General features: G+C 48.9%; 22 protein-coding genes, 2 pseudogenes and 1 CRISPR repeat array. Of the genes and pseudogenes, 11 read left to right on the top strand and 13 right to left on the bottom strand.

Translation table 11 applies throughout. The features are described 5' to 3' along the window. The first annotated feature begins 321 nt into the window (after positions 1–321). Positions 322–1,179, top strand: coding sequence for a MerR family transcriptional regulator (locus tag ACWGOO_RS14285; RefSeq protein ID WP_452484404.1), 858 nt, complete (start codon positions 322–324; stop codon positions 1,177–1,179). Between the two features lie 404 nt (positions 1,180–1,583). Beyond that, positions 1,584–1,700: a YjcZ family sporulation protein gene (locus tag ACWGOO_RS14280; protein ID WP_452484402.1), complete on the top strand. Its 117-nt coding sequence runs from the start codon at positions 1,584–1,586 to the stop codon at positions 1,698–1,700. Positions 1,701–1,933: 233 nt separating this feature from the next. On the opposite strand, the gene gntK is transcribed toward ACWGOO_RS14280, so the two are convergent. After that, positions 1,934–3,481, bottom strand: coding sequence for a gluconokinase (gene gntK / locus ACWGOO_RS14275; protein WP_452484400.1), 1,548 nt, complete (start codon positions 3,479–3,481; stop codon positions 1,934–1,936). Positions 3,482–3,764: 283 nt separating this feature from the next. Between gntK and map the strand changes: the two genes are divergently transcribed. Next, entirely contained in the window at positions 3,765–4,511 is a 747-nt protein-coding gene (gene map, locus ACWGOO_RS14270) for a type I methionyl aminopeptidase (RefSeq protein WP_452484398.1), read from the top strand. A gap of 140 nt (positions 4,512–4,651) precedes the next feature. On the opposite strand, the gene ACWGOO_RS14265 is transcribed toward map, so the two are convergent. Both ACWGOO_RS14265 and ACWGOO_RS14260 read right to left on the bottom strand, forming a co-directional pair. Further along, a complete protein-coding gene (locus ACWGOO_RS14265) occupies positions 4,652–5,149 on the bottom strand; it encodes a CcdC family protein (protein WP_452484396.1) in 498 nt (165 codons plus the stop codon). Between the two features lie 168 nt (positions 5,150–5,317). Further along, complete coding sequence (locus ACWGOO_RS14260) at positions 5,318–5,794, bottom strand: disulfide oxidoreductase (RefSeq protein ID WP_452484394.1); 477 nt, start codon at positions 5,792–5,794, stop codon at positions 5,318–5,320. Positions 5,795–6,001: 207 nt separating this feature from the next. Here ACWGOO_RS14260 and ACWGOO_RS14255 point away from each other — a divergent pair, with 207 nt between their 5' ends. Then, the gene (locus ACWGOO_RS14255) at positions 6,002–6,628 is read left to right on the top strand and encodes a nitroreductase family protein (RefSeq protein ID WP_452484392.1); all 627 of its coding nucleotides are present in this window, start codon (positions 6,002–6,004) and stop codon (positions 6,626–6,628) included. Between the two features lie 96 nt (positions 6,629–6,724). Here ACWGOO_RS14255 and mprF read toward each other — a convergent pair whose 3' ends face one another. Further along, the gene (gene mprF, locus ACWGOO_RS14250; protein ID WP_452484390.1) at positions 6,725–9,367 is read right to left on the bottom strand and encodes a bifunctional lysylphosphatidylglycerol flippase/synthetase MprF; all 2,643 of its coding nucleotides are present in this window, start codon (positions 9,365–9,367) and stop codon (positions 6,725–6,727) included. A 213-nt stretch (positions 9,368–9,580) separates the two neighbouring features. Between mprF and ACWGOO_RS14245 the strand changes: the two genes are divergently transcribed. The 3 genes from ACWGOO_RS14245 (at position 9,581) to ACWGOO_RS14235 (ending at position 12,979) form a co-directional block, all read left to right on the top strand. Then, entirely contained in the window at positions 9,581–10,342 is a 762-nt protein-coding gene (locus ACWGOO_RS14245) for an AAA family ATPase (protein WP_452484388.1), read from the top strand. Positions 10,343–10,374: 32 nt separating this feature from the next. Then, the gene (locus ACWGOO_RS14240; RefSeq protein ID WP_452484386.1) at positions 10,375–10,638 is read left to right on the top strand and encodes a hypothetical protein; all 264 of its coding nucleotides are present in this window, start codon (positions 10,375–10,377) and stop codon (positions 10,636–10,638) included. 204 nt (positions 10,639–10,842) lie between these two features. Continuing rightward, positions 10,843–11,343: a CRISPR direct-repeat array (repeat unit 32 nt; unit sequence GTCGCACTCTATGTGAGTGCGTGGATTGAAAT). 433 nt (positions 11,344–11,776) lie between these two features. Beyond that, complete coding sequence (locus ACWGOO_RS14235; protein WP_452484384.1) at positions 11,777–12,979, top strand: MFS transporter; 1,203 nt, start codon at positions 11,777–11,779, stop codon at positions 12,977–12,979. 122 nt (positions 12,980–13,101) lie between these two features. Here the strand turns inward: ACWGOO_RS14235 and bioC are convergent, their stop codons facing one another. From bioC to bioA, 5 genes are read right to left on the bottom strand one after another with little or no spacing between them, the layout of a single operon-like run. After that, on the bottom strand, positions 13,102–13,965 hold the full coding sequence (gene bioC / locus ACWGOO_RS14230; protein WP_452484382.1) for a malonyl-ACP O-methyltransferase BioC: 864 nt from the start codon (positions 13,963–13,965) through the stop codon (positions 13,102–13,104). Further along, positions 13,955–14,686 carry an alpha/beta fold hydrolase gene (locus tag ACWGOO_RS14225; protein WP_452484380.1) on the bottom strand — a complete coding sequence of 244 codons (732 nt, stop codon included), beginning with the start codon at positions 14,684–14,686 and terminating at the stop codon, positions 13,955–13,957. The genes bioC and ACWGOO_RS14225 overlap by 11 nt, the downstream gene beginning before the upstream one ends. Then, the gene (gene bioF / locus ACWGOO_RS14220; protein WP_452484378.1) at positions 14,671–15,852 is read right to left on the bottom strand and encodes an 8-amino-7-oxononanoate synthase; all 1,182 of its coding nucleotides are present in this window, start codon (positions 15,850–15,852) and stop codon (positions 14,671–14,673) included. The genes ACWGOO_RS14225 and bioF overlap by 16 nt, the downstream gene beginning before the upstream one ends. Positions 15,853–15,885: 33 nt before the next feature. Continuing rightward, a complete protein-coding gene (gene bioD, locus ACWGOO_RS14215) occupies positions 15,886–16,632 on the bottom strand; it encodes a dethiobiotin synthase (protein WP_452484376.1) in 747 nt (248 codons plus the stop codon). After that, the gene (gene bioA / locus ACWGOO_RS14210) at positions 16,629–17,996 is read right to left on the bottom strand and encodes an adenosylmethionine--8-amino-7-oxononanoate transaminase (RefSeq protein ID WP_452484374.1); all 1,368 of its coding nucleotides are present in this window, start codon (positions 17,994–17,996) and stop codon (positions 16,629–16,631) included. Before bioA ends, bioD begins: the two co-directional genes overlap by 4 nt. 214 nt (positions 17,997–18,210) lie before the next feature. Between bioA and ACWGOO_RS14205 the strand changes: the two genes are divergently transcribed. Next, a complete protein-coding gene (locus tag ACWGOO_RS14205; protein WP_452484372.1) occupies positions 18,211–18,525 on the top strand; it encodes a lactonase family protein in 315 nt (104 codons plus the stop codon). A 152-nt stretch (positions 18,526–18,677) separates the two neighbouring features. Here the strand turns inward: ACWGOO_RS14205 and ACWGOO_RS14200 are convergent, their stop codons facing one another. After that, the gene (locus tag ACWGOO_RS14200) at positions 18,678–19,646 is read right to left on the bottom strand and encodes a flagellar export protein FliJ (RefSeq protein WP_452484370.1); all 969 of its coding nucleotides are present in this window, start codon (positions 19,644–19,646) and stop codon (positions 18,678–18,680) included. A 243-nt stretch (positions 19,647–19,889) separates the two neighbouring features. Between ACWGOO_RS14200 and ACWGOO_RS14195 the strand changes: the two genes are divergently transcribed. Together ACWGOO_RS14195 and ACWGOO_RS14190 are read left to right on the top strand one after the other, a co-directional pair. Then, a complete protein-coding gene (locus ACWGOO_RS14195; RefSeq protein ID WP_452484368.1) occupies positions 19,890–20,522 on the top strand; it encodes an NAD(P)-dependent oxidoreductase in 633 nt (210 codons plus the stop codon). A gap of 31 nt (positions 20,523–20,553) precedes the next feature. Then, a pseudogene (locus tag ACWGOO_RS14190) lies at positions 20,554–20,870 on the top strand (NAD(P)H-hydrate epimerase); the annotation flags it as partial. Positions 20,871–20,995: 125 nt separating this feature from the next. On the opposite strand, the gene ACWGOO_RS14185 reads toward ACWGOO_RS14190, so the two are convergent. Next, positions 20,996–21,505 (bottom strand): hypothetical protein, encoded by a 510-nt coding sequence (locus tag ACWGOO_RS14185; RefSeq protein ID WP_452484366.1) that lies wholly within the window; start codon positions 21,503–21,505, stop codon positions 20,996–20,998. Between the two features lie 114 nt (positions 21,506–21,619). Between ACWGOO_RS14185 and ACWGOO_RS14180 the strand changes: the two are divergent. Then, positions 21,620–22,196: pseudogene (locus ACWGOO_RS14180) on the top strand (hypothetical protein). A 221-nt stretch (positions 22,197–22,417) separates the two neighbouring features. Here ACWGOO_RS14180 and ACWGOO_RS14175 read toward each other — a convergent pair. Continuing rightward, entirely contained in the window at positions 22,418–23,449 is a 1,032-nt protein-coding gene (locus tag ACWGOO_RS14175) for a ribonucleotide-diphosphate reductase subunit beta (protein WP_452484364.1), read from the bottom strand. Between the two features lie 20 nt (positions 23,450–23,469). Beyond that, entirely contained in the window at positions 23,470–25,803 is a 2,334-nt protein-coding gene (locus ACWGOO_RS14170) for a ribonucleoside-diphosphate reductase subunit alpha (protein WP_452484362.1), read from the bottom strand. Positions 25,804–26,167: the final 364 nt, after the last annotated feature.

Below are 26,167 nucleotides of genomic sequence, written 5' to 3'. Positions count from 1 at the left end.
ATGCATTTATGATAGGAAATATGCCATATAATAATGGGGAGTGTTATATTTATGTGATGTTTCTAAGAAAGACAGCCTATTGAATGGGAAATAGGCGAGGTACCACGTACTTTGTCATATTTTAAATGCTGCTGGTGTATCCATCTATATATTGTTGATTTGAAGTCGCTTCTTGCAGTTTTATAAAATATTCGCTTATGACAAAGGTTCCTAGCAGTCCGCAATATTAGAACATTTTTGTCAAAGGATTTCCATTTGATTCCGCGAATTGTACATATACAAACTTATTTCTTACCATACCATCCGGGGGGGTAATGATCAATGGAAGAAAGCAGATCGACGATGGAAGCAGCGAAGCAGTTGGGAATCGGGGCCAGTACCCTTCGTAAATATGCGGCAGCGCTGGAGGAGCAGGGCTATGTGTTCCCGCGTTCCGCTAATCAATCGAGAATGTTCAGTCCAGAGGATGTAGAGTGCTTAAAGGTGATGCGAGGAGCGTTGCGTGAGGAACATTTGACGATGGAGCAGGCGGTTCAGATGGTACTTGAGAGGGTAACCGCACCCTTCCAAATCGAGGATGCAGGCGTCCGCTTGCCATCCGTATCGGATGGTGAGTCGCTGGCTGCAACCTGGGAGGAAATATTGGCTTCGGCAGAGGGCAGAGATGAGTCTGTGATACAGGCGCAAGCCGCCGCTATTCTTGAATCGGCAGGATTAGAGGATGAAGTTAGCGCACAGGAACAGTCAGAAGGCCCGATGCAGCTACAACCGCAGGAGCAACAGACGCATACCTTGGCGCTAACGATTGAGCACAGGCTGGAGCAAACAAGGAAGAGGGAAAAAGAAGAACTGGAACAAACACCAATGCAGATACAAACGCAGGAGCCCATAGGGCCCCAAGCACTGACGGAGATGCAGATTATGGTGCAGAGCGCTCTACTAGAGATGCGTAGTCGTTTGGAAGAGCTGGAAGTGGAGCATAGCCGTTTGGTGGAGAAGAACATCAGCCTTTCCAATCAACTGGAGGACCAAAAGCGCTGGATGAAAGAGCGGGTGGAAGAGGAACGGGATCGGCAGTTAATCACCAATTTACGCACCTATCAGGGCAGACAACGCAAATCTCGCGGTTCGCTGCTGTCCTGGCTCGGTTTGGCACCACGCAGACGTAGAGAGGCATAGGTATAACAGCGAGCGGGCCGAAGTGAATGGATATAGAGCAAATTCTCAGCCTATTTTACTGGTTAATTCAGCTATCATCGTAGGGGCAACTGGCGGCGGCGAAGGGTGTTCAACTATTGCAGCGTGAGGCCAACAGGAATGTATTGTCTACACTTTGGAGCTGATGGAGCGGGTTCTGCATGTGCATGAACGGGGCTACATATCTACAGCGATTTGTACGATGTCGGGTATTAGATGCTTTTTATGCTGTATAGCAGTTACGAGCCTCAGCCGGAGAGCTAGTCTATAGAGATAGTCCATAAATAAAACAGGCATTCGCCGCAAAAATGGGTGAGTGCCCCCCTTACGCATTTGACCGGGTCTACATACAATAATCTTGTAAATGAGCGAAAGGAGTGTTGTAGATGAGTCATATGTGTGGAATGGGCGGTATGGGGTGCGGCGGAGCCTTTACCTCTGTAGGAGCGATTCTGGTTCTGTTTATTTTGCTGGTAATCATCTCCAAAACCCTGTTTCTGTAATTCTGTTGATAGACGATTTTCTGTAAAATGCACAGATGTTGCCCTGCATAACGTCGGGCGCACAACAATAAAGCGAAGGCCCTTGAAGAGAAGGGTCTTCGCTTTATAGGGCTTGAAGGAGCCACTGTCTTCCTTCTTATCTCCTGTCCGACTGATTTTTAGATCGTTTTCTGACATAGACAGGCTCTTTTGAAACGATAATACGCAGCGGTGTTGGAACGGGTTACACTAATTTAAGGCTTTAAGGATTTGGCCTGAAACTCGGCAATATCCTTGAATTCCTCTTCAAATTTACGCGAAATGCGGATATAGATCGGTAGTAAATCACGGTAAATATCCACATGCTCCGCCACGGGCTTATGCTGGTGAGTGGTGCCGATCATACCGGATACAGCGTCCAGCGAATCAATCCGTTCCAGTGCGTGCAAGCCCAAAATAGCTGCGCCAAGACAGGAGCTTTCCAGACTTTCCGGGATAATGACCTCCTGATCGAAAATATCCGCCATAAGCTGTCGCCACAGCTCCGAGCGTGCGAATCCGCCAGTGGCGTGAATGACCGAAGGTCTGTCGATGACCTCTTCCATGGCCAGCATAACCGTGTACAAGTTGAACAGCACACCCTCCAGAGCGGCGCGGATCATATGCTCTTTTTTGTGTCGCAGGGATAAGCCGAAGAAGGAGCCGCGGGCATTCGGGTCCCACAGGGGCGCACGTTCCCCGGACAGATACGGGAGAAAGAGCAGGCCGTCCGAGCCGGGGCGTACCTGTTCCGCGATTTGGGTCAGCACATGGTACGGATCAAGCCCCAATCGTTTGGCGGTTTCCACCTCGGAGGCTGCAAATTCATCGCGAATCCAGCGGAAAACAATACCGCCATTGTTCACCGGGCCGCCGATCACCCACAGCTTTTCGGTCAATGCGTAGCAGAAAAAGCGCCCCTTGGCATCGGTCAACGGCTTATCGACCACGGTGCGGATGGCTCCGCTGGTACCGATCGTAACAGCGACAACCCCCGGTTTGATGGCATTCACACCAAGGTTGGACAAGACACCGTCACTGGCTCCGATGACAAAAGGAGTCGTCTCCAGCAAGCCCATGTCATGTGCATAGGTCGCATCCAGTCCCTTCAGGACGTGAGTTGTCGGCACCAGTTCAGATAACTGATCCTTCGTGACACCAGCAATACGCAGCGCTTCTTCGTCCCAGTCCAACTGCTCCAAATTCATGAGGCCGGTAGCGGATGCAATCGAATGATCCACGACATATTGATGGAACAACCGAGCCAATACGTATTCCTTGATAGAAATATATTTGTACGTCTGTGCTGCAATATCTGGTAAATCCCGTGTAATCCACATCAGCTTCGTCAGCGGCGACATGGGATGAACGGGTGTCCCGGTGCGTAAGTAAATGTCATGTCCGTTGTATTCATGCTTGAGCGCCTCAGCCCACTTGGCGCTGCGGTTATCCGCCCACGTGATGGAGACGGTCAGCGGCTTGCCGTTCTTGTCCACCGCCAGGACGCTGTGCATGGCCGAACTGAAGGAAACGAATAGCACATGCTCGGCTGCTACTCCGCTTTGTTTCATGACCTCCTGCACCGTGGTCACGACGGCTTTGAAAATATCCTCCGGATCCTGTTCCGCCGCATCCGGCTCAGGTGTGTGCAGCGGATAGCCTACATGATACTGAGCAGCAATATTGCCGTTTTCTTCGAAAAGAACCGCCTTGGTACTGGTCGTACCGATATCAACGCCGATCATATATCGGGTGTCTGTCATATTCACTCTCCCCTTCACTTACCGTTATTAGCTGATTATCGTTAAATTAACACACTCAGCAGCATAATCAAAACGAAGGCGACCAAGGAGAGGATGGTAATTTCGGTTGCCTCTTTCGGGCATACTTGTATACAAGTTATGAAGTATTATATCCTCCCGTAAAAGATACTTGTAAACGGTGTCCATGGACATCGGTTCCATTTCAATGCTTTTAGGGTTACAATAGAGGCGGAAAAAGAAGCAGTGAAAGTGGAACGAACACGGAAAAGAAGGAGACCGTTTAATGATTATTATTAAAACCAAAGAACAAATTGAAAATATGAAGAAAGCTGGCGACATTTTGGCTGCTTGCCACCGGGAAATTGCCAAAATGATCAAGCCGGGAATTACAACGCTGGAAATTGACGCCTTCGCGGAATCGTTTATGAAAAAGCATGGTGCAACGCCGGAACAAAAGGGCTACAACGGCTACCAGTTTGCGACTTGCGGCTCACCTAACGATGTCATTTGCCACGGTTTCCCGAACAAGACACCGTTGAAGGATGGGGACATTGTGACGATTGACATGGTCGTAAACCTGAACGGCTGGCTAGCGGATTCCGCCTGGTCGTATGCAGTGGGTAATGTGTCCGAGCAGGCGCAAAAGCTGCTGGACGTTACCAAGGAATCCCTGTACAGAGGGATTGAGCAGGCTGTGATCGGTAACCGGATCGGAGATATTTCCCATGCGATTCAAACTTATGCGGAAGCGGAAGGCTTCTCGGTTGTACGCGAATTCATCGGTCACGGTATCGGAGAAGATATGCATGAGCAACCGCAGGTGCCGCATTATGGACCACCGCATCGCGGACCTCGCTTGAAGGAAGGCATGGTCATTACGATTGAGCCGATGTTGAACACGGGCACCTACCGCAGCAAAGTGGATGCAGACGGATGGACGGCGCGTACACTGGACGGCGGTTTGTCGGCGCAATACGAGCATACGCTGGCGATTACAGCGGACGGACCGATCATTTTGACCCAGCAATAAAAAGCAGACATTTAACCAGGTAGCGTATAGATTAAACGAGTTGCGATGCCATATAAACCCAAAAGACACGGCCCCCCGCGGGGAGAACGTGTCTTTGGTTTATACAACAATATGCCATGATACATGTAAGCATCCGTTTGTCAGATACGGACTTCCTTCTCGTCCGGAACAAATTGGCGATATTGAAAATACATACGAAGCCGCCAGTGTAGTAAGGTTCCGAAGGCCAGGATGAAAAATAGCCCCGCCGTCTGTGGAATGGTAATGTAGCGCTGGATAAACTCATGCAGCAGCAGGCGAACGATCAGCAGACTGGTCAGGATAAAAAAGAAGGTGCGTGAGCGTTGTACAAAGACTTGCCCTTCTTGCATCTCAAACTTGGTGCTGCGGATCAGCGGATACGAGAAAATAAACCAGCCGACCAGAAAAGCGCCCATCGCCCACAGCGAGGGAACTCGTACCTCTGGCACGATGAACATCATAAAGCCGGTGCTCATGCCGAGCGGAGGGATGATAATCTTTTTGGCGTTAACCGGGCGGTGACCCATCTTCATACGGATAAAAATAGCCGAAACAGCCATCAAGATCATGCCGAAGGTTGCGCCATATTGCAGAATTGGAGTGCTGATATGAAACATGGATTGGGCCCCCTCTATAAGAAATGTAAGCGTTATTGGACAGACTGCAAACTTTTTTCATTATATCACATATGTAATGGATACATTTAGTTACAGTCTTTCCTCCGGCAAGCGGATTATACACTCAATTGTGGTGACTGGCCCAACGATCTCGGGTCTCTATCATACTTATGCATGATTCTCTGCTTGTACCTCTCCTTGCGCCGATTTTTTCTCCTGACGCATGATATACCCCATGACTGCAATAATAAGGATAAAAGCAATGAGTGCGAGAAAAGGAATGGTCATAAAATCAAACCAGTTCAGATAATCCTGCTCACAGGATACTCTTCCACAAGAAGTTGAAGCCTGCGTAGCCGCCTTGGCGGCTGCATGGATACGCTGAATAGTAAAATGATAGGCCGAAATCGCACCTCCAATGATAGCCAACGGCATTACATAACGGCGTATTCCCGTATCCCCCCGAAAATAAGCAATTCCGAGCAACAGGGTCAGGGGATACATTAAAATGCGCTGAAACCAGCATAGCTTGCAAGGCTCATACCCCAAAATCTCGCTGAGATACAGACTGCCTAATGTAGCTACACAAGCTACTACCCAGGCAGCAAACAAAGCAATATCCGTTTTTTTAAACGATCCAATCATAGTAACGCTCCTTTTTTGATTCAAATGAGAACAAAATGACCTCACCGTGTCTTATCCGTATTGTACTGTATTTTGAGTGCAGGGTCATACATACTTAAACTTATTGACATCATTCACTATCTTTTTTATAATTACAGTGGTTTGGGAAGTTAATAAAGATTCAAGATCAGATATATATACGATGAGAAACTTAGGAGTGTGTCCAGAATGTCGAGTATCCAAAAGAACGAAACTTTGTCTGTCATTAGTGAGAGACATGCAGTAAAAAGTTATGTTAAGGATTTTAAATTGCCAGAGGAAGATCTGGAAGCCATTTTGACAGCTGCGATAGAAGCTCCTTCCGCCTGGAACCTTCAACACTGGAAATTCCTCGTGATTGAAACCGAAGCTGACAAGCAAAAGTTGCTGCCTATCGCTTACAACCAGGGTCAAGTAGCGGAAAGCTCTCTGACCATTGCCGTTTTGGGTGATCTGGAAGCGAACCGCAACACTGTGATTTATGATCAAGCGGTAGAAGCAGGCTCATTGCCAGCAGAAATCCGCGACGCCTTGGTAGGCCAAATCAACGGTGCGTATCAAAATCCACAAGTAGCTCGCGATGCAGCGATCCTGAACTCTTCGTTGGCGGCACAAAACATTATGCTGGCTGCTAAATCTCTGGGCTATGACACTTGCGCTATGGGCGGCTTTATTCCTGCACAGCTGATCGAGCAATTCAACGTTCCTGCACGTTACCTGCCAGTAATGCTTATTACTGTAGGTAAGGCACAAGTACCGGCACGTCCATCAGGACGTTTCCCACTGTCCGAAGTTGTTGTAAAAGGTAGCTTCTAAGAAAATTTTTAACATAAAAAGGGTGTTCCTGCAACCGTCGTGGTTGGGGGAACACCCTTTTGTTATGGCCTGGGTAAGGTTGCAATCATGCTTGTGTTAATCCGAACGCTTGGAAACGAGATATACCAGCTCCAGCGTCAGAATAGGCAAAAAGACAGAAGCCGGATAGGCCAGATAGCGCGGCTCCCATTGTGGCTTGAACTTATCCTTGAAGCGGCGAAGCCCTTGAAAGCCGTAAAAATGCCCTCCGTATTGAAAAGCGAGCCGGGCCAGCTTTTCCTCGCGTAACGCTTTTTCGCTTTGTCCTACTTGGGACAGCGGAGCCATGCCCAGATTGAATGTCGTATACCCGCTGTCTTTGGCCCACTCGATCACTCGTGTGAACAAGTAGTCCATCGTGCCATTCGGTGTATCGGGCAGATGACGCATCAGGTCTATGGAGACCGTCTGTCCACGGTCATAGGCAGGGGCCATCGTCGCGAAGGCGATGACCTTTCCTTCAGGGTCCTTTAACAGCGCAATCGGGGCCAACTGAAGATAAGACTTTTTGAACCAGCCGAGCGAATAGCCCTTTTCCTTCCGACCATCCAGCCAGATATTCGAAATGTGACGAAGCTCCTCAATTAATGCTCCATCCAAAGGCGGCTGAATCATTTCGAACGTGTACCCTTCGCGGTCAAAGCGGTTTTTGGCGCTGCGAAGCACCTGATTGCTTTTACCTGTTAGTGTAAAGGACTCCAGTGGCATCAGCGCTTCCTCGCCCAGCTTGAAAAACCGATAGCCGTTCTCATGATAGATGGACAAATACTCCGGCGATGCCTGATAAAATACAGCCGTTAACGCATATCGGTCTGCGAATCGCTGAAATTCCTGAATCGCTTCACTCACCCGCTCTTTCGGACCGAGCGGGTCGCCCAATACAATCAGCTTATCCCGGCTACGGGCATAGGGAATAACGACTTGTTCGTTATTGGTCCAATACAGATACTTATCACCGAGAAAAAGCATATGAGAAACGAGATTGCCGCCCTGCCGTTCCAAAAACTCTTTTAGCTTATCCAGCTCCTGCTCGTCGGGGAGGTTGCCGATTCCGCGTTGCGGTCTGAGGAAGAAATACACCGTTAGGAACACCCATGCCAAAATCAAACTGAACACGGCAGTAACCCCATAATCGCTACGGTTCATAAAAAAATCTAGATGAACCTTGGCATGCAGTTGGCGCATAAATGGAGTATTGGAGCCTGCCCCAATCATAAAATAAGCCCCGGTCACAAGGAGAGATAATCCACCCCATATTAAAATGTTGTGCCGATTCAGCGGCGCACTGATCCGATAAAACCGTGAACGCGAAATCCATAGCATTAACGCCACGAACAGCAGGAACAAGGCTTCTTCAAAATCCAGACCTTTGGTGAAGGTGAAAATAGCCCCCGAAAGCAGCAGTACCAGCGTCAGCCGCAAGGCTCTGCGAATGCGCAGTGATATTCCATGAGACAGCACCACGAGCATAATTCCGATGACGACGGAGATTTTGTGCGACAGGCGCATGACGGGCAGACTGAGCAAATGCTCGGCAAAACGCAGCCGATACAGCAGACCAGGCGTAGCCGCCGACAGAAGAAGCACCACGCCGGAGACAAGTACCAGCTTGCCAAGCGCCCATACTCCCAGGTCGGCCAGAAACCGGAATTGACCGGGCCAGCCCCATACCTTTTGCCAAGCGTTGAGTGAGGTTCCCCAACCCGTCTCTGCCAGTTGGCTCAGGCGTTCGTTGCGCGGAATCATTTCCAGTGCAGCCAGCACCAGGCCGATCAGCCACGGAACAATGTAATAAAAGACGCGAAAGGCCAGTAGCACTGCCAACGCCTGATCCGAGTTGGCGCCCGCTATTTGCAGCCCGAGCAGGGCAATGATATCGAATGCGCCGACTCCTCCGGGCGCTAGACTGATCAGCCCGGCAATCGCGGCAATCACATAAATGCCGAACACGGCATTCATCGGCAGCTCATGAAGCAAGTGCGAGCCGATCCATGCAAAGGTAAGGCCGGCCAGCAACCATTCCAGCAGCGAAGCGCTAATGGAGGCGGAGATGGTGGACCAGGAAAGCTGGCCTTCTCCCTTGTTGAACCAAGTGGCGTACCGTTTGGAGCGTTGCATAATCAGAAACAGCGGCAGGTACAGCGCCATTCCCCATAACGCCCAATGAAGCCACGGATGAGCATCCAGCACGGGTTGTGCCGGATATAGGTGGGCAATCGCGCCCCAGGCCAGCAAAGAAAGCCCGGTAATGACCACAGGCGAAAGGAACACAACCGCAGAAGTGATGACACCCAGCGGCACGCCGCTTTTTTTATACAGCACCGTACGCAATCCCGCTCCTGTAAAACCGGCGAAGCCAAAGACATTATTGAAGGTGTTCGAAATCCAAGCATACCGGAATGTCGCTCCGAGTTTGACCTGTAGCTTGAAATGATGCCTGATCACGTAATCGTATGCGCTCATAGCGGCCACAGCTATCAGTGAGAACAAGCTGATTTCGATGAGAAAGGTAGCATCCATTCGCCGCAGCTCATGAAGCATACGCGCCAGATTGAAGCCTTTCAGTTCCCGTCCAGCTTCCCATATAATAAAAGCGAGTACAGCCAGCGGTAACAAAATACGCGTCAGTCGCTGCCTATAGATGGTCATCATGAACTGTACGATTTTAAAGGATTGGATCGGTTTGTGATTGGAGTTCATAGATTCACCTGCCTGAAAAATAATGAAATAGATTCTGAATGATACATTAAGATATCATGCCCAATGAACAGGCTACTATATATTATACCTGTAATAAACAAATGAATAACAACAGAAGGGTTACGAAATGGGATATCAGATTGATAGCTGTAAATAATTCCAATATAATGATAGAAAACCTAGTCATTTTCTTGGTAATGGAGCTGAACGGACATGAGTATATGGGATCGTGATCTTTTTGTACGTCGATTGGAGCTGATGTGGCCGCAGGATGCTGACGAGAGCCAATATCCATTTCATTTAAAAGCCATGCATCAATGGAATGAGCTGAAATTTCACCCGTCTGTTACCTATATTGTTGGAGAAAACGGTGTGGGTAAATCAACGCTTATGGAGGCAATCGCAGTTGCGGGGGGATTTAATCCAGAGGGCGGCACTAAAAATTTTAATTTTTCTACACAGGCGACGCATTCCTCGCTGCATGAGCATATTCGGCTGGTGAGAGGGATAGATAAGCCGCGAGACGGTTTCTTTTTCCGTGCAGAAAGCTATTATAATCTGGCGACTCATATCGACGAGCTGGATCGGGAAGCAGGGGGCCGGCCCATCCGAGACTCCTATGGGGGAAAATCGTTGCATGAGCAGTCGCATGGCGAGTCTTTTTTTGCTGCATTTTTGCATCGGTTTGGAGGACAGGGGCTGTACATTCTGGATGAGCCAGAGGCTGCGTTATCGCCCTTGCGCCAGATGGCCATGCTTGCTCGTATCCACGAGCTGGTGCAGCAGGGCTCGCAGTTTATCATTTCTACGCATTCCCCGATTTTGATGGCCTATCCCGACTCCATCCTGTACCAACTGACACATGAAGGAATAGACACCCGGACGCTGGAGGAAACCGATCATTTCATCATCATGAAACAATTTCTGAACAACAGGGAAAAGATGATGCAGGAGCTATTCGAAGATCCCCAATAAGGAATGGGTGAACCTCAATAGCATCCGCTTTGATGACCCGCTTTCAGGGAGATCATGGACGACTGAATACTATCTATGAAGATCTGTTTGAATGGTTGGATCGTAATGGATATGAGCGTAATACAGCAGAGGGAGTATACTGGATCGAGCCAAATCTGCTGAAGCCTGTGAATCCTTTTGATATCCATCCGAGTAAATTTAGAACTTTGTTTATGATATTGTCCCAAAATTCACCGGATATGCACCTCATTATTGGTTATCATGCTCATTTATGGTATATGTATAAGGGGAGATGAAATGAGTATTCTGCTCTTATGGTGAGTGCGAATGTGAAGCTCACATAAAAACCCCGGATCCTTCGCACCTCGAAATTTGTCGAAAAACATTAAATCAGTTTTCTTCAGTAGAAGTCAATGGTTGATTCAGGCTTTTTGGGCATCGTTTTTTGCTAAAATGTATGGAATTGATATCATTACGGTATGAATTACTGCATTTTCGCTGTCGCACTCTATGTGAGTGCGTGGATTGAAATTTTTACTAAGAATGGAGGTTTAGGTATGCAGAGTCGCACTCTATGTGAGTGCGTGGATTGAAATACCATCAATGACTGGAAACCCACTTTCGTCCATATCGTCGCACTCTATGTGAGTGCGTGGATTGAAATATATGGCAGTTCGAGAGCTGCTGCAATCTGTTTCAAGTCGCACTCTATGTGAGTGCGTGGATTGAAATCATTAAGATAGAACTCTGAAACTGTACCACGTAAGGGTCGCACTCTATGTGAGTGCGTGGATTGAAATAAAAACGAACTCCATGTCCGCATCCTTGATCTTAGTCGCACTCTATGTGAGTGCGTGGATTGAAATTGTTACATACACCCGCTTGCCTTCACCATTCTCAGTCGCACTCTATGTGAGTGCGTGGATTGAAATAGATCAGCAAAGCGGACAATGAACGGCATATACCATCGCCGCACTCTATGTGAGTGCGTGGATTGAAATTATATGGTCATAGTCAACTATGTAAGCAGAACTATAAATGTATGGAAAACGGAGTAGGCGGAATGTGGCATATAACAGACTGGAATCAAGCGCCTTTGCATTAAATTTAAAATTAGGACTCTGCCAGTGTTATGCTTACAGTTCCTTTTTTTTGTTCATTGTAATAGAACGCATGTTTGTATATAATTAGTGTAGAAAAAGTATATACTTGCTCCATGAAGCCCAATGCAAGCTGCTAAGACTCCTTTTCTATTTTTCAAGAAGCAATTATATTTCTTATAACGACTTCGGATTATTGATCATATTTTAGTGTCAGCTTTATGATTGTTATATGCTTGTGGGTCTATTAATATAGTGGAGAGTTTTGAACTAATAGTTGCAAAATAAGATTTTCATATGCGAAATAAATAACCTTAGGAGGACAAAACGCAACATGTCAGATTCACAACAGTTGAAAATGGGACCGCTGGTCATTTTGATGATTAATATGTTTATTGCCATGCTGGGAATTGGCCTCATCATTCCGATCCTCCCCAAATTCATGAGTTCTCTGGGAGGCAGTGGTGAAACGGGAGGCTACCTGGTTGCGGTGTTTGGCTTGACCCAGTTCCTGTTCTCGCCGTTAGCTGGAGAATGGTCGGATAAATACGGACGTAAAAAAATGATTATTATTGGTTTGGTGATCATGACGGTGTCTTCTGCATTGTTTGCTATTGGACACTCGTTGACCATGCTGTATATTTCCCGTTTGCTCGGCGGTGCGGGTGCCGCATTTATGATCCCTCCGATGATGGCTTATATTGCTGACATTACGACGGTACACAATCGCGGTCGGGGAATGGGTTTGTTGGGCGCGGCCATGTCTCTTGGGTTTGTTATCGGTCCTGGCGTGGGTGGCTTGCTGGCAGATATCTCGATTCGCACGCCTTTATATGTTTCGGCTGGCGTATCAGGCTTGGCTGCGCTGATCTCATTGATTTTGCTGCCCGAAACCTTGTCGATGGAGAAACAGTTGAAATTCCGGAATGTCAAAGTCAAGCGCGACAATGTCATTAAGCAGTTTGCACTTTCTTTTCGCAAGCCGTACTTCATGCTACTGATTATGGTTTTCACGCTAACTTTCGGGCTGACGCATTTTGAAACGATGTTTCCTTTCTTCGTGACAGGCAAATTTCATTACAATGAGCGTGATATTGCCCTCATTATTACGGTGGGCGCGCTGGTCGGAACGGTGATTCAAGCGGTTGTGATCAGTCCGTTGTTGAATCGTTTTGGCGAAAAAGGTGTCATTATCGGCTCCTTTCTGTTTTCCGCAATTTCTCTTGTGCTTATGTTGCTCTCTGGCAACTTTTATTATGTACTGGGGGTATCGCTCATCTTCTTTACCGCCACGTCGCTGCTGCGACCAGCCATTAATACGGCTTTATCCAAAATGGCCGGGGATGAGCAGGGGGTTGCAGCCGGGATGAACAATGCCTATATGAGTATCGGTAATATTTTGGGACCTGCGCTGGCGGGTACGCTGTTTGAGGTGAATATCAACTTGCCGTACATTTTTGGGGCGGTCATTCTTATCTTTAGTTTGGGACTGGCTGTAAAATGGAACAGCAAAGGTACGCAAACGACAGCGGTTTAGTATGGCCTGACGTTTCGAAATATTTTTTTGCAGAATTATGCTTTCCTACGTTATATGAAAAACAGGGCGTTTCCTGAACTAAACGTCCTGTTTTTTTTTGGATTTGTACCCTATAAAGATCATTAAGTTGCTGATGCCTGAAAGAATACAATATCATAAGTCGCCGCAATACCTCCCGGCGTGCTAAACTTGTCTTCATACTCTTTATACAAATGGGTGAACAGACGCCGCGATCCGAGACTGCGCGAAATGACGGCTTCTGAAGTGCTGGCTCCCAGTGCTTTTACAGATAATAGAAAATCCCTTGGTGAAGCGTACTCTTCCGTTAAAAGCATACATTCATATTGGATGTTTAAGAACCCAGCCTTTGTTAACGAATCTTTCCACTGATTTGCAGATTGAAACGACAGTCCGTGCCTCTGGGGCTCCATACCTTCAGCACGGTAAACTTCTTCAAAAGCCGTGTGCAGCTCGCGGAACGTACCAGGCCCGAAGGTCGCGAACGCGAGTATTCCTCCGGGTCGAAGCAGCCGGTGAAGGTAATTCAGCGTTTGCTGCGGCTGGCTCAACCATTGAAAACAAGCGCTGGAAACGATGAGATCGAACGAAGAGGCAGGAGTGTTAGCTGCCCATATTTCGACATCGGCAAGCAAAAAGTGGATATCAGATGAGGGCCTACCGTTGGAGCCTACATGGTTTGCAGTGCTTAACACACGCTGTTCAGCCGCCAGAATCATTGCAGGCGCAATATCCAGTGCAGTAATAGACGAGTGTGGCCACTTGTTCATCAAAATTTCAGATAGAGTGCCGGTGCCGCAACCGATCTCAAGAATGCTGAGTCTGTTTGAATCACCAGCCTTTGTCCGTTTCATGAGAGATTTTACAAGCATGTCCGCCATAATGCGCTGTACATGGGCATGAGTATCATACAACCCAGCCGCGCTACGGTTAAATTGACGTCCAATAGCTGCTTTTCTACTGATCATGCCACCAACTCCTAATTGATTCAGCGATATGAGCTTCCCTTCCCAAAAAAGGAGCATGCCCGCTGTCGGGTATGGTTAGTAACTTCGCCTGAGGCAATTGCGTGAGCAACTCTTCTGCCGCCGTGTAAGGACAAATCTTATCCCCGGTACCGTGCACAAGCAGCACCGGGCAATGGATTGTCGGAATTCGGGAGAGGCATTCCACATTACGTAGGACTTCAAGACCCGCGATGAGCGCCGGAGTTGTCCAGTTGCCGATGAGGGAACGATTGTCCCTGAGACCCGTCTCTGTCTCCGACTCCGTAAACACCATCTGACTGAATTTGCTCTCTATAGCCTGCCGATCTTTTCTGAGTCCGGTGATCATCTGTCTAACATATGCATCTGCCCAGCCGCGATCCCGCTGTTCTTTAGGACGAGTAAACCTGGCTGTTGCTGAAAAAAGGATAAGTCCGTTCGCCAGTTCCTGGTCCGCGAGTTTCAATGCCAATAACCCGCCCAGTGACCAGCCTCCGATCAGAACCGGACCGGAACACAAGGAAAGCAGAATTTTTGCTGCCGTTTCTGTCAAGTGCAGTATTTCCTCTGAAGAAGCGGCAGCACTGTAATCTATAGAAACATGATGAAAATCAGGAAGAAGCTCGCGAAGTCGGTCAAAGACTTTATCTGACATACTCCACCCGGTCAGCCACAAGATTGTGCCGCCTAACTCTGATCGCATGATTCCAATACCCCCAGTCGAAGTCCTATTCTGCGAATTTCCGTCACGGCATCTGTCAGCTCTTCCAGGGAATGTGCCGCCGACAAAGAGAAGCGAATTCGCGCAGTACCCTCGGGTACTGTTGGAGGGCGAATGGCTATCGCCGCAATCCCTTCGTTTTCCAGAGCACTGCTAAATTGCAGAGCTTTATGATTGTGGCCTACGATCAAAGGTATAATCGGAGAATCTCCGTTACCGACGTTAAACCCCCCTATACATAATGAGGAACGAAAAAATTCGCTTGCCGCAAACAGCCGTTCACGACGCCAGTGTTCTGTTTGTATCAGCTTCAATGCTTGGGTAGCCCCCGCTATAAGAGAAGGTGGCAATGCCGTTGAATAGATAAGCGGCCTAGCCTTATTCATCAGCCACCTGATGAGCGTCTCATTTCCACAAACATAAGCTCCGTAGACGCCAAACGATTTGCTGAGTGTTCCCATATGAATATCCACATCATTTTGTAACCCGAGCGCAAGGGCCAATCCCTCACCGTGTAGACCGTAAACCCCTCCGCTGTGTGCCTCGTCAACCATCAGCAGAGCATTATACTCTTGTTTGAGTGCAATAAGGTCGAGCAAGCGCGCCTGATCACCATCCATGGAAAAGACTGCGTCCGTAACGATCAGCTTCCGCCGTTTATCACGGAATTTATGTAATAAGGCACGCAAATGTTCCATATCGTTATGACGGTACCGGGCATGCTCGGCGCGGCTCAAAATAATGCCGTCGACGATGCTCGCATGGTTGAACTGGTCGCTGAATACCACATCGCCACGACCCGCAAGCGCACTAATGACACCGATATTAGCTGTATATCCGTTTGCGAAGACAAGTGCCGCATCACAGTTCTGCCATTCTGCCAACGCTTTTTCAAGCTGTGCATAGGGCTGCCGGTTGCCGGTTACAAGCCTGGAGGCACCGGCGCCAACTCCTTCCGTGAGGAGTGCATCACGCATCGCTTCAATCACGGCAGGATGCTGGGCAAGTCCCAGATAATCATTCGAGGACAAGTCGAGCAGCACTCGTCCTCCATGCATCATATAACCAGGACTTTCGGGGATAGGGGCATAGGTACGCAAGCGGCGTTCCAATGATACGTGGTTCAATGCCTCAAGTTCCTTTTTCATCCAATGGATGATCATCACCGCCTTGCAGAGCGTTTAATTTCCATCATTCCCCGTAGATGATTGTACTGAAAATGCTTGCCTGATTGGCCCTAATTGAATCGTTTTTCGAACGGAATGTATAAGCGTCTCGGTATTTGCCTCGTCATGCAAGCGTGGAAAACGGCCAAGGACCTTCAGGCCGCCGCTGTAACGTTCGATGAGTTCCGCATTCGCGGCGGCACTCGGATCGTCCAGGGGCCCAGCACATTCGCTATCGTTCATAATGATGCCTACAATTGGGATTCCGCGCTGCTGTAAGAAGGAAACGGTCAAAAGCGTATGATTAATTGTACCCAGACCGGACCGGGCCACGATCAGAACGGGGATGTGAAGCGCAGAAATCAGGTCAATCACTAGTGCGTCAGCGGTCAGCGGTACAGCAACCCCACCCGCCCCTTCGATAAGCAGTGCTTTATAGCGTTTTATGAGTGGTTCTCCTGCAGCGATAATCTCCTTAAGAGTAAGCGTCACACCAGCCTGCTTGGCGGCCAGCATTGGGGTAAGCGGTGCTTCGAATGTAAAAGGCGCTATGGTCTCGGGGCGTTCACAGATGCCTGTGCTTTGCAGCAGACGTTCGGCATCCGTTGCTCCGCTGCCAAGAAGGCCGCCGGATTGCACAGGTTTCCAGACACCTGCATTCAGACCTTCTGCACGCAACGTAGCGGCAAGAGCCGCCATCACAATGGTCTTCCCAACGCTGGTATCTGTACCGGTTATAAACAATCCCCGTAGTGTGCTCATGTCGTTAATCCATTTTCGGTAACATCAATAATAGATGCTACCAAAATATCTGTCATGGCATCCAACTCATCCTCCGTGCTGGCAAGAGGAGGGATAAATACGACAACATTGCCAAGCGGTCTTGTCAGCATGCCAAGCTCTCTTGCACGCTCGGCAGCGCGAACGCCGATCCGATCTGCCCAATCGTATGGCTCTCGTGAAACCTTATCACGTACGAGTTCGATGCCGATCATCAGACCCTTTTGCCGAATTTCACCGACATGCGGCCGTTCTTTAAGTGCCATGAGCTTTTGCTGCACAAATGAGGCCTTTGCTATTACGCCCTTTAGCATGTCTCGCTCTTCGAATCGTTTTAGACTGGCTAAAGCGACGGCACAGCCAAGCGGGTTTCCGGTAAAGGAGTGCCCGTGGAAAAATGTTTTCTGCTCTTGATAATCGGCATAGAATGCGGCATATACCTCGTCAGTTGCAAGTGTCGCAGCGACGGGCAAGTAGCCGCCAGTGAGTCCTTTGCCGACAACCATCAGATCAGGTGAAACGTCTTCGAGATCGCAGGCAAACATGGCTCCCGTCCGACCGAATCCTGTTGCCACTTCGTCCGTGATGAGTAGTACGTCGTGTTTACGGCAAAGCGCGGCCATTTCCCGTAAACAGCCGGGCGGCATGATGATTATTCCTCCGGCTCCCTGCACGATCGGCTCCACCATGAGAGCTGCCATTTCATCCCCACGAGTCTCAAGCAAAATGCGTAAAGCGTTTAAAGTAGACTCCATTGCCCCCGCTGCGCCGCCCTTGTGGCGATAAGCATAAGGATAAGGGATGACCTCTGTGGGAAACAGCATCGGTCGGAACACATCATGATACAGCGGAATCGCGCCGACGCTGACTGCCCCGATTGTATCTCCATGGTACGCTTGATTCATCGTAATAAATGTCTTTTTCTCATGTATTCCGCGGTTATGCCAGTATTGAAACGCCATTTTGATTGCGATTTCCACACCGGTTGCTCCTGAATCGGAGTAAAACACTTTGTTTAAGCCCTTCGGAGCGATCCCTACTAGCTTTTCAGCCAGCTCAATGGCAGGTACATTCGCCATTCCAAGCAGTGTAGAGTGGGCGATCCGATCTAACTGATCCGTGATTGCCTGATTCAGTTCCGGCACGTTGTGTCCGTGTACATTAAGCCAAACAGACGAGAACCCGTCATAATAAGACCGTCCCTGGACATCATACAGTTTGACACCTTCACCACGTTCGATAATAAGAGGGTCCGACTCGTTGTAATCTTTCATTTGAGTAAAGGGAAGCCATAAGTGCGCCTTATTCATGGCGGCAAGACGTTCATAGTGCGTAATGATCACCATCCTTCACCAATCTAGTGTTTTGATTGTCAACCAAAATGAGTTTTAAAAGGTTGACAATTTACTTTAACAATATTAACAAAACGAAAAGTCTGTGTAAAGAGAATCAAAGTGTGCAACAAGATCTTACGGTGATGTTTACTTTATTGAAATGATTTCGTTCGTCTATATGGCGCACTTTGGAGCGGATCATAGCTAATAATGATGGAGGATATTCATGATGGGCTTGCGAGAGCAGTTATTTTATACAGGAACTTATGCGTCTCGTGATGAAAGAGGGATTTATGTATGCGCTTTGCGTGTAGAAAATGGTGATCTGTGCATGGTTGGAGGTGTAGAGGGGATTGAGCGGCCTTCTCTTCTGGCACTGCACCCGGATGGGGCGAAGCTATATGCTGCCAGTGAGGCAGAGGAAGGTGAGCTGTATGCGTATCAGGTCAATGCCTGGACAGGAGAGCTACATCCTTTGAAATTGCCGTACATCTTGCTGATAGCGGGGCATAGCGATTTCAATTTTGTCCGCATTCAGTGAGCATACTATTGATGGTAGTTTAACGTATATGGATTTTTTCAATATTCATAAAACAGGACACCCCATAAAACCATTCGGTGTCTGTCGGGATGTCCTGTGAGGGTATGTGGTTTGAACATTCATGCTGTATACGATCTTGCGTCGCTTGCCGCCTAGGAACGGCTATGTTCTTCGGCCAAAGAAGAGTCGGACGTTCTGTCTTTGTCTGCCGTGTGCATTTCTTGATGTTGAGAAGGATCGGCCTTCATCAAGCCGGGATGACCGACATAAGGGCGATCACTCCGTGAGCGGCCCCGTGTGAGTCGGAAGCCGATCAAAAACAGGACAAGTTGCACAGCCAGTATGTAGGGAGAAGCTTCCGGTCCGATCCATTGAAACAGGGCAACGGCGGCGATCACCATGGACAACAGACTCGTTGGAAAATGGGATGCCGTCACCTCCAGATCATTTTGTCTGCGGAGAGTCATCAACCGATATACGTACAGCAGGGCGATCAAGCCGGAAACAAATCTCATCCATGTACACCCTATGAGCCATGAGGCAGAGGGCACAGCTTCGGGCAGACTATTATAGATAGTACTATATGACATGAGTTCCACAATCATCCGTGAAATTAGCCACACTATACCCACCAGCGCCAACGGCCCGGCTGCGGGACGCAGCAGCTTCCATAAAGCCGTACCCCAGCCCGGAGCATGCGATTCTAGCAGAACAAGACGACGTTCGTCGATCAGTTTGTTCATTTCGCGCTCCAGTGATTTGAGCAGCAATTCCCTGCGGAATGCGTCACATTCTCTTAGAGATGCCTGAACCTGTTCCTGAAGGTGAGGGGTTAAATAGGGAGCAGCCTTCGCTTCTTGAAGGGCATGAATCAGTCCACTCTGATGCTGGCGCGTTTCACTGTTGCTTATGCCATTCTGAGTGGAGGTTTGGAGATAGCCTGCTAATCGTCCGTAGATTCGCAGCGATTCCTGTAATTCATTCAACCGCTGCTGCCGTGAATTTCGAAGCTGGGCTGCGCTGTGAACATACAGCCATACCAGCAAAGACAATGCCAGCAGGACGGCAATCAGACCGGGTGAGATATATGCGGCTAATGCCGCGAAGTCCGTTGGGGACACCCGCAATCCCTCCTTCCATTGTTCTTTCTACACTATTGCACAGACCACACAGGCATTTCAAGAGCTTGGTCACGTCTGACAGAGATATATAAAGTATTTTTTGGTAAAATAGACAAGATGACAAGCAGGAAGGGGAGATTCAGCATGAATGAGCATTTGCAGTCAAACCCTCCCATCAGGGAAAAGGTTATCGGCGTATGTACTGGAGTAAGTAAATCATAGACAGGAAGAAGGCAAGGACCTATGAAAGTCATTATTTTTGGAGCAACAGGAACCATTGGTCAAGCATTGGTGAAGGAGGCAATCAAGCGCAAGTATCAGGTGACGGCGGCGGTGCGTGATCCGCAGCGTGTAACGGAGCAAAGTGAATATTTGACGGTCGTTCAAGCGGATATTTTGAATCCCGATTCTGTAACATCCGTGGCGAAAGGACATGATGCCATGATCAGCGCCTACGGTCCCAAGTTTGGAGCCGAGGAAGAATTGCTCGAAGCCACTCGCTCTTTACTGGAAGGCACCCGGCGTTCCGGCGCAGAGCGCATACTGGTAGTCGGGGGAGCCGGCAGCCTGAAAACGGAAAACGGTGAACGCCTGATGGATACCGCCGAGTTTCCGGAGGAAATCAAACCACTGGCAGCTGCACACGCTGACGCACTGGAACTGTATCGCGCCGCGGATGTCGATTGGACATATTGCAGTCCTGCGGGAATTATTGAACCGGGACGGCGTACAGGGCAGTTCCGCATCGGCTTGGACCATGTAGTTGTTGACGAATTGGGTCACAGCCGCATCTCGGTTGAGGATTATGCGGTTGCCCTGATTGATGAACTAGTGGAAGGGGAATTTGTGAATTCCCGTTTTACGGTTGGGTATTAAAAAAGGATGGCACTACGGGAGGCGAAGAAGCATGTATATTGTGACCGCCGAAGAAATGCGGCAACTGGATCGGTATACGATTGATAAGCTGTGCATCCCAGTCCTTACCTTGATGGAAAATGCCGGGCGTGCTGTAGCTGACGAGGTATTGAAGCTCTGCGCTGTGGAAAATGGACGGAGCGACGACGAGGGCGGTGCTATTCGGATGGAGCCTTGGGGCCATGGGCAACATGCCATGCGGGAACGGGAGCATTGGTTATTCTCGTAGGCAAAGGCAACGACGGCGACGGACTGGTGGCGGCCCGTCATCTAACGGATGCGGGCCTGCGCGTCACCGTATGCCTCGCCTACCTGAAACGTGCAGGGCTTGAACGCTTCGCAGGCAGCAGCCTTTGGAGTATACCTGCACGGCAGGGCTGGAGAAGCAGCCGCGCGTCATCGCCAGCATGCCGCCTCGGTCATTGCGGGTGATATTATTGAAGCCCTATAGCCCATAATAGTAAGGGCAGGAGGAAGGCCAAGATGAGCTGTACCCCAAATTCACGGCTCTTCCAGGGTCTTCCTGCATAATGCCTTCCCCGGTAATATAGTAATGTGATCAATGTACCCACGATGCCGTTACTCCATGAGACGCCCGTTCCTTCGGGCGATATAAAAGAACCGAGCAGGAGGAAGATACTGAATCCTGCGGCAAGGTACAGGGTGAGCCGCTCCAGCTTTCGCAGCCAGGGCAAGAGATCGTGCAGCGCATCGGCGGCAAGAGCTGCCGGAAGGGCAAAACCATATGCCCATAGCTGCGCAGTCAGCTCGCCACTGTTGCCTGCGATGGTTACAGGAATCCCCGTAATTGCCTCTGCTATATAGCAATAGGCCCATAATAGGCCGAAAACCAGTCCTCCGCAAGCCAGTTTGTTCAGCGCATAACAACCCAGCTCCATCCGCCAAGGCATCTTGGGATTATATTCATTCCATGGATGTCTCATGTTGTGATTCCTCCTTAGTACACTTCATCACAATCAGTAATCCACAACCAATCAAAGAATTTATTTTCAATTACACTCCGCTGACGCTTTACGGCATTTCATTTTACGTTAGCTGTGTATCATGGTCCTAAGAAAGAATGCTTAATCGAGGGAATGCGTGATATTTTCAGATGGAAGGGTGTGCGGGTAACCGAAGAACAGGCATCTCATGGGCGAGGGTTACCGATCCATGATCATGTTGCCAATGTGCTGGCACTTTCAGAGGTTCGGAAAAAATGGCTGGATTGCTTCGGTACGCATCCTGGGAGAGCGGATATTGAGCATATTTATCTTGAGCTTGTCCCGGTTCTCCGTTCTTTGATCCAGGGAGCTGAACCCACTTTCGGTATGGATAAAGCGCTGAATGAGTTACAGGATCGGCCGATTCAGTCAGGCGCCACCGCATCTTGCCCGATGGAGATGCTGGGCAACGTTTTTACGCCTGCACAGTCCCCGTATGCACTGGATTGCACAGTAGCTCCCTGTGAAGTTTCACAAGGGCGCCCTTATCCATGGATGATCTATGAGATTGCACACCGTCATGAACTCGGTCGCTGATTTGCCGCGTATTTTGCGTGAAATCGAAATGCTCCAGCATACGGGCGGCTATCCTTCCTATACAAAGCAAGTAAAATTAATGCCTCCATCGTGAGTAACGTTGATATACTGTGGAGCTACGGATTAGATTACACGGTTCTAGGTTATATGTATGCGCCACGCCGGACGAAGGTGAACTTCTCAGCTTCGGGGCATGCGACTATTTTAAAATTGTATCTCGAAGATTCAACTGAAACTAAAAAAAGGGGATGACCTTGCCGCAAACGGCGTTAGGTTCATCCCGGTAAATAACGAGTTAAGGCTGTATCTGGTTAATTACAAATCGTCAAATCCGTTGTCGTCTCCGACCTTGCCGTAATTGCGCGATTTGGCTTCAAAAAAGTCTGTTTTTGTCGCGTTCAGCGCTTCATCCGAGAACGGCTTGATCCAAGGCATACAATTTACGTCTACGCCTTCGTAGGCTTTGTCCATACCGAGCAGTCTCAGGCGCATGTTCGCCATGTACTTGATATAATCGCCCAGCTCGTTCAGGTCAATGCCGCGAACCTCTTTGAGCGTGTAGTGTGCCCAATTCGTTTCCAGCTCGACCGCGCGGTCGATCATGCGGTATACATAATCGGTATTTTCCTTCGTGTCCAGCTCAGGAAAATCAGACAACAATTGCTTGAACACTTCGGCAAAAAAGTAGCAATGCTGATTTTCATCCCGCTGGATATACGAGATCATTTGGCTGGTCGACATCATCTTCTGGTCACGTGCCAGATTGTAGAAGAAAGCGAACGTACTATAAAAGAAAATGCCCTCCAGAACCAAGTCTGCCACCATCGCCTGGAAAAAGGTTTGCGGATTCTGTTCATCACGGAACTCCTGGTAAATGTCCGAGATAAATGTATTACGCTCCAGCAATACAGGATCATTTTTCCAGTATTCAAAAATTTCCTTCTGCTCCTGATCCGATACCAGAGAGGACAATACGTAGGAGTAGGATTGATTATGCACGACTTCCTGTTGACCGATAATGGCCGACACAGCTTCCAGTGAAGAATCGGTAAAGTAGCGTTTTACATCCCCGACAAACATCGTTTGCATGGAATCCAGCACGGCCAGCAGGCCGATGTTGATTTTGAACGTGCGCTGTTCTTCGGCATCCAGCGTAGGAAATTGGGACGCGTCTTTGGACATCGGGATTTCATCCGGAATCCAGTGGTTCAGCAGCAGCACCTTGTACAGCTTGTACATATGCGGCATCCGAATATCGTTCCAGTTCAAAATCCCGGAGCATTCGCCTTCAATAATACGGGTGGAGCGGTTAGGCGCTTCCGTGTTAAAAATCTTTTGTAACTGCATGGGGAATTCTCTCCTTTAATCTAGGATGCGCAGCTATCGCATTCTTCAATCGTCAGTGCGCGGCTGCGTACATAATAGGTTGATTTCATACCTGATTTCCAGGCATGGATGTGTAGTTCCAGGAATTCAGTAGCTTTGATATCCGGGCGCACATACAGGTTAAAGCTTTGGCCTTGATCAATATGACGCTGACGGGCAGAAGCCATGTTGATCGAAGCATGCTGATCCAGAAGGAAAGCCGTTTTGTAGTACCAGATTGTTTTTTCATTTAGGTCCGGTGCAGGGTTAGCGATCTTGTAGGTTGTTTTCTCTTCATAGGAAAGCAGCTCATACAATGGATCAATGCTGGCGGTAGAACCTGCAATGATGGACGTGGAACCGTTAGGCGCAATGGCGAACAGCCATGCGTTGCGGACACCGTTTTGTTTGACTTCTTCTGCAAGTTCGCTCCACTCGGACGTGGTGACAAATTTGCCTTCACGAGTACCGTCTGTATAGCCACGGGATGTAAAATAATGCCCGGTAGACCAGTCGGAGCCTTCAAATTTGGCATAACGGCCTTTTTCCTTCGCCAGTTCCATGCTCGATTTTACAGCCAAATAGTTAATTTTTTCGTACAAATGATCGTTATAGGTTACCGCTTCGTCGGATTCCCAACGGATGCCTTCGAGTGCGAGTAGATGATGGAGTCCGAACGTACCCAGACCGACTGCGCGATATTGGCTGTTCGTATATTGTGCTTGCAGCACCTCAATGTTGTTGATATCAATGACATTATCCAGCATACGTACCTGAATCGGTACGAGACGATCCAGCACACCTGCCGGAACAGCGCGAGCCAGATGAATGGAGTTCAGGTTGCACACAACAAAGTCGCCAGGAATTTTGGAAATGACAATACGTGTTTGTCCGTCCTTGGTGACTAATTCCTCTTTTTCCACCACCGTCGCCGATTGGTTTTGCATGATTTCCGTGCACAGGTTGGAGGAATACACCATACCGTGGGCGCGGTTCGGGTTCGTACGGTTTACTGTATCGCGGTAGAACATGTACGGCGTACCTGTTTCCAATTGCGATTTCATCAGGCGCTTCATGATGTCGATGGCAGCCACTGTAATGCGGGGGAGCATTGGATGCTGCGACGCTTCCTCATACTTCTCGCGGAAGGAGCCTGTACCATAGGCTTCATCGTAAAAATCCTCCAGCCCCAGTGGACGACCGTTGTCATCCTTCCAGCCCATGACCTTCTTCACTTCATGCGGGCAGAACAGATTCCATTCGCCGCGTGCTTCCACCTGCTCCATAAACAGATCGGGCAGACATACGCCGTGGAACACGTCATGCGCGCGCATCCGCTCGTCGCCGTTGTTCAGCTTCAGGTCGAGGAACGCGAGAATATCTTTGTGGAACACGTCCAGATAGACGGCAATCGCGCCTTTACGTGTACCCAATTGGTCAACGCTGACCGCTGTATTGTTTAGCTGGCGAATCCACGGGATCACGCCGGAGCTTGTATTTTTGTGTCCACGGATGTCGGAGCCACGTGCCCGTATTTTACCGAGGTACACGCCGATGCCCCCGCCCATTTTGCTGAGACGGGCTACATCGGTATTGGAATCGAAAATGCCTTCCAGCGAGTCGTCTACGGTGTCGATGAAGCAGCTGGAGAGCTGTCCAGCGACTTTTTTCCCGGCATTGGACATGGTTGGCGTAGCCGCCGTCATGTACATATTGCTCATCGCCCAGTAAGCTTCCTTCACCAGCTCCATACGCTTGTCGGCAGGCTCCTTGTGCATCAGGTACATCGCGATGATCATATAACGTTCCTGTGGCAGTTCCATCACGCGTCCGTCAAAATCGTTCGCCAAATAGCGCTCAGACAGCGTCAACAGCCCGATGTAATCGAACAGCAGATCATTTTTCGGCAAAATGGATGCACCCAGCTCGTCAATTTGCTCCTTGGTGTAGTAATCGAGCAGCTCTTGACGATAGATGCCTTTCTTGATCAACTCCGTAATCAGCGGATAAAAAGCGCCGTAAGGCTCGTCCGCATAGGATTTGTAACGGCGGTGAGTAGCCGCTTTTTTATATAAGGAGGTGAGCAAAGCACGTGCAGCGGCGAATTTCCAGTCCGGTTCTTCCTTGCTGACCAGTTCAAGCGCAGCCATCGCAAACGCGTTGCTGATTTCGTCGCCCGTGACTTCGTCCCGGCGCAGCTTGCTGACCACACCGCGAATCAGACGATCTTTATCCAGCTTGTTCAATCCGTTGAGCACACGGTCGGCATAAACGGAAATGCGTATTTCATCAAAAGCCAACTGGCGGTTGTTTGGTTTCGTTACGAGTTGTGGCATGGAATTAATTCCTCGCTTTCCTGACTTGGGATATAAATCAAAAAATAAATGACAGTGAAAATGAAAAACGACGCTGAAAAGAAATGATGATCAAGCGATGAGGTCAGCTTGCCTGACGATCAGTCGACAGGCGAAGCATCTGTGTGTTTGCAGGTGTGCAGTTCCGGGTTTTGGCTGAAATTCCCGGAGTGCTTGCTTGGTCCAGACAGCATTTTGGGGCTGTATGTAATCCAACAACATAGAAATAGCGATGCGCTTGCCAATGAACGGGCATCAGAACGGTCCCCATACAATTTATCGGCTACATCACTACATTTAGACGTCTTATAACTATTAAACCCAACATGTTGTGTTGAGAAACTTA

The organism is Paenibacillus sp. NPDC055715, from assembly GCF_053617595.1.
The sequence above is the reverse complement of the archived record's forward strand: the minus strand, read 5'-3'. Positions and strand labels throughout refer to the sequence as shown.

What these genes read in the sequence shown, in the direction of transcription:
- ACWGOO_RS14170 (WP_452484362.1), bottom strand. Translation starts at nt 25,803, where the DNA reads ATGCCACAACTCGTAACGAAACCAAACAACCGCCAGTTGGCTTTTGAT.
- ACWGOO_RS14225 (WP_452484380.1), bottom strand. Translation starts at nt 14,686, where the DNA reads ATGCGATCAGAGTTAGGCGGCACAATCTTGTGGCTGACCGGGTGGAGT.
- ACWGOO_RS14265 (WP_452484396.1), bottom strand. Translation starts at nt 5,149, where the DNA reads ATGTTTCATATCAGCACTCCAATTCTGCAATATGGCGCAACCTTCGGC.
- ACWGOO_RS14260 (WP_452484394.1), bottom strand. Translation starts at nt 5,794, where the DNA reads ATGATTGGATCGTTTAAAAAAACGGATATTGCTTTGTTTGCTGCCTGG.
- ACWGOO_RS14235 (WP_452484384.1), top strand. Translation starts at nt 11,777, where the DNA reads ATGTCAGATTCACAACAGTTGAAAATGGGACCGCTGGTCATTTTGATG.
- bioD (WP_452484376.1), bottom strand. Translation starts at nt 16,632, where the DNA reads ATGAGCACACTACGGGGATTGTTTATAACCGGTACAGATACCAGCGTT.
- ACWGOO_RS14175 (WP_452484364.1), bottom strand. Translation starts at nt 23,449, where the DNA reads ATGCAGTTACAAAAGATTTTTAACACGGAAGCGCCTAACCGCTCCACC.
- ACWGOO_RS14185 (WP_452484366.1), bottom strand. Translation starts at nt 21,505, where the DNA reads ATGAGACATCCATGGAATGAATATAATCCCAAGATGCCTTGGCGGATG.
- ACWGOO_RS14255 (WP_452484392.1), top strand. Translation starts at nt 6,002, where the DNA reads ATGTCGAGTATCCAAAAGAACGAAACTTTGTCTGTCATTAGTGAGAGA.
- mprF (WP_452484390.1), bottom strand. Translation starts at nt 9,367, where the DNA reads ATGAACTCCAATCACAAACCGATCCAATCCTTTAAAATCGTACAGTTC.
- bioC (WP_452484382.1), bottom strand. Translation starts at nt 13,965, where the DNA reads ATGATCAGTAGAAAAGCAGCTATTGGACGTCAATTTAACCGTAGCGCG.
- gntK (WP_452484400.1), bottom strand. Translation starts at nt 3,481, where the DNA reads ATGACAGACACCCGATATATGATCGGCGTTGATATCGGTACGACCAGT.
- bioA (WP_452484374.1), bottom strand. Translation starts at nt 17,996, where the DNA reads ATGGTGATCATTACGCACTATGAACGTCTTGCCGCCATGAATAAGGCG.
- ACWGOO_RS14195 (WP_452484368.1), top strand. Translation starts at nt 19,890, where the DNA reads ATGAAAGTCATTATTTTTGGAGCAACAGGAACCATTGGTCAAGCATTG.
- bioF (WP_452484378.1), bottom strand. Translation starts at nt 15,852, where the DNA reads ATGAAAAAGGAACTTGAGGCATTGAACCACGTATCATTGGAACGCCGC.
- map (WP_452484398.1), top strand. Translation starts at nt 3,765, where the DNA reads ATGATTATTATTAAAACCAAAGAACAAATTGAAAATATGAAGAAAGCT.
- ACWGOO_RS14205 (WP_452484372.1), top strand. Translation starts at nt 18,211, where the DNA reads ATGATGGGCTTGCGAGAGCAGTTATTTTATACAGGAACTTATGCGTCT.
- ACWGOO_RS14240 (WP_452484386.1), top strand. Translation starts at nt 10,375, where the DNA reads ATGACCCGCTTTCAGGGAGATCATGGACGACTGAATACTATCTATGAA.
- ACWGOO_RS14285 (WP_452484404.1), top strand. Translation starts at nt 322, where the DNA reads ATGGAAGAAAGCAGATCGACGATGGAAGCAGCGAAGCAGTTGGGAATC.
- ACWGOO_RS14280 (WP_452484402.1), top strand. Translation starts at nt 1,584, where the DNA reads ATGAGTCATATGTGTGGAATGGGCGGTATGGGGTGCGGCGGAGCCTTT.
- ACWGOO_RS14245 (WP_452484388.1), top strand. Translation starts at nt 9,581, where the DNA reads ATGAGTATATGGGATCGTGATCTTTTTGTACGTCGATTGGAGCTGATG.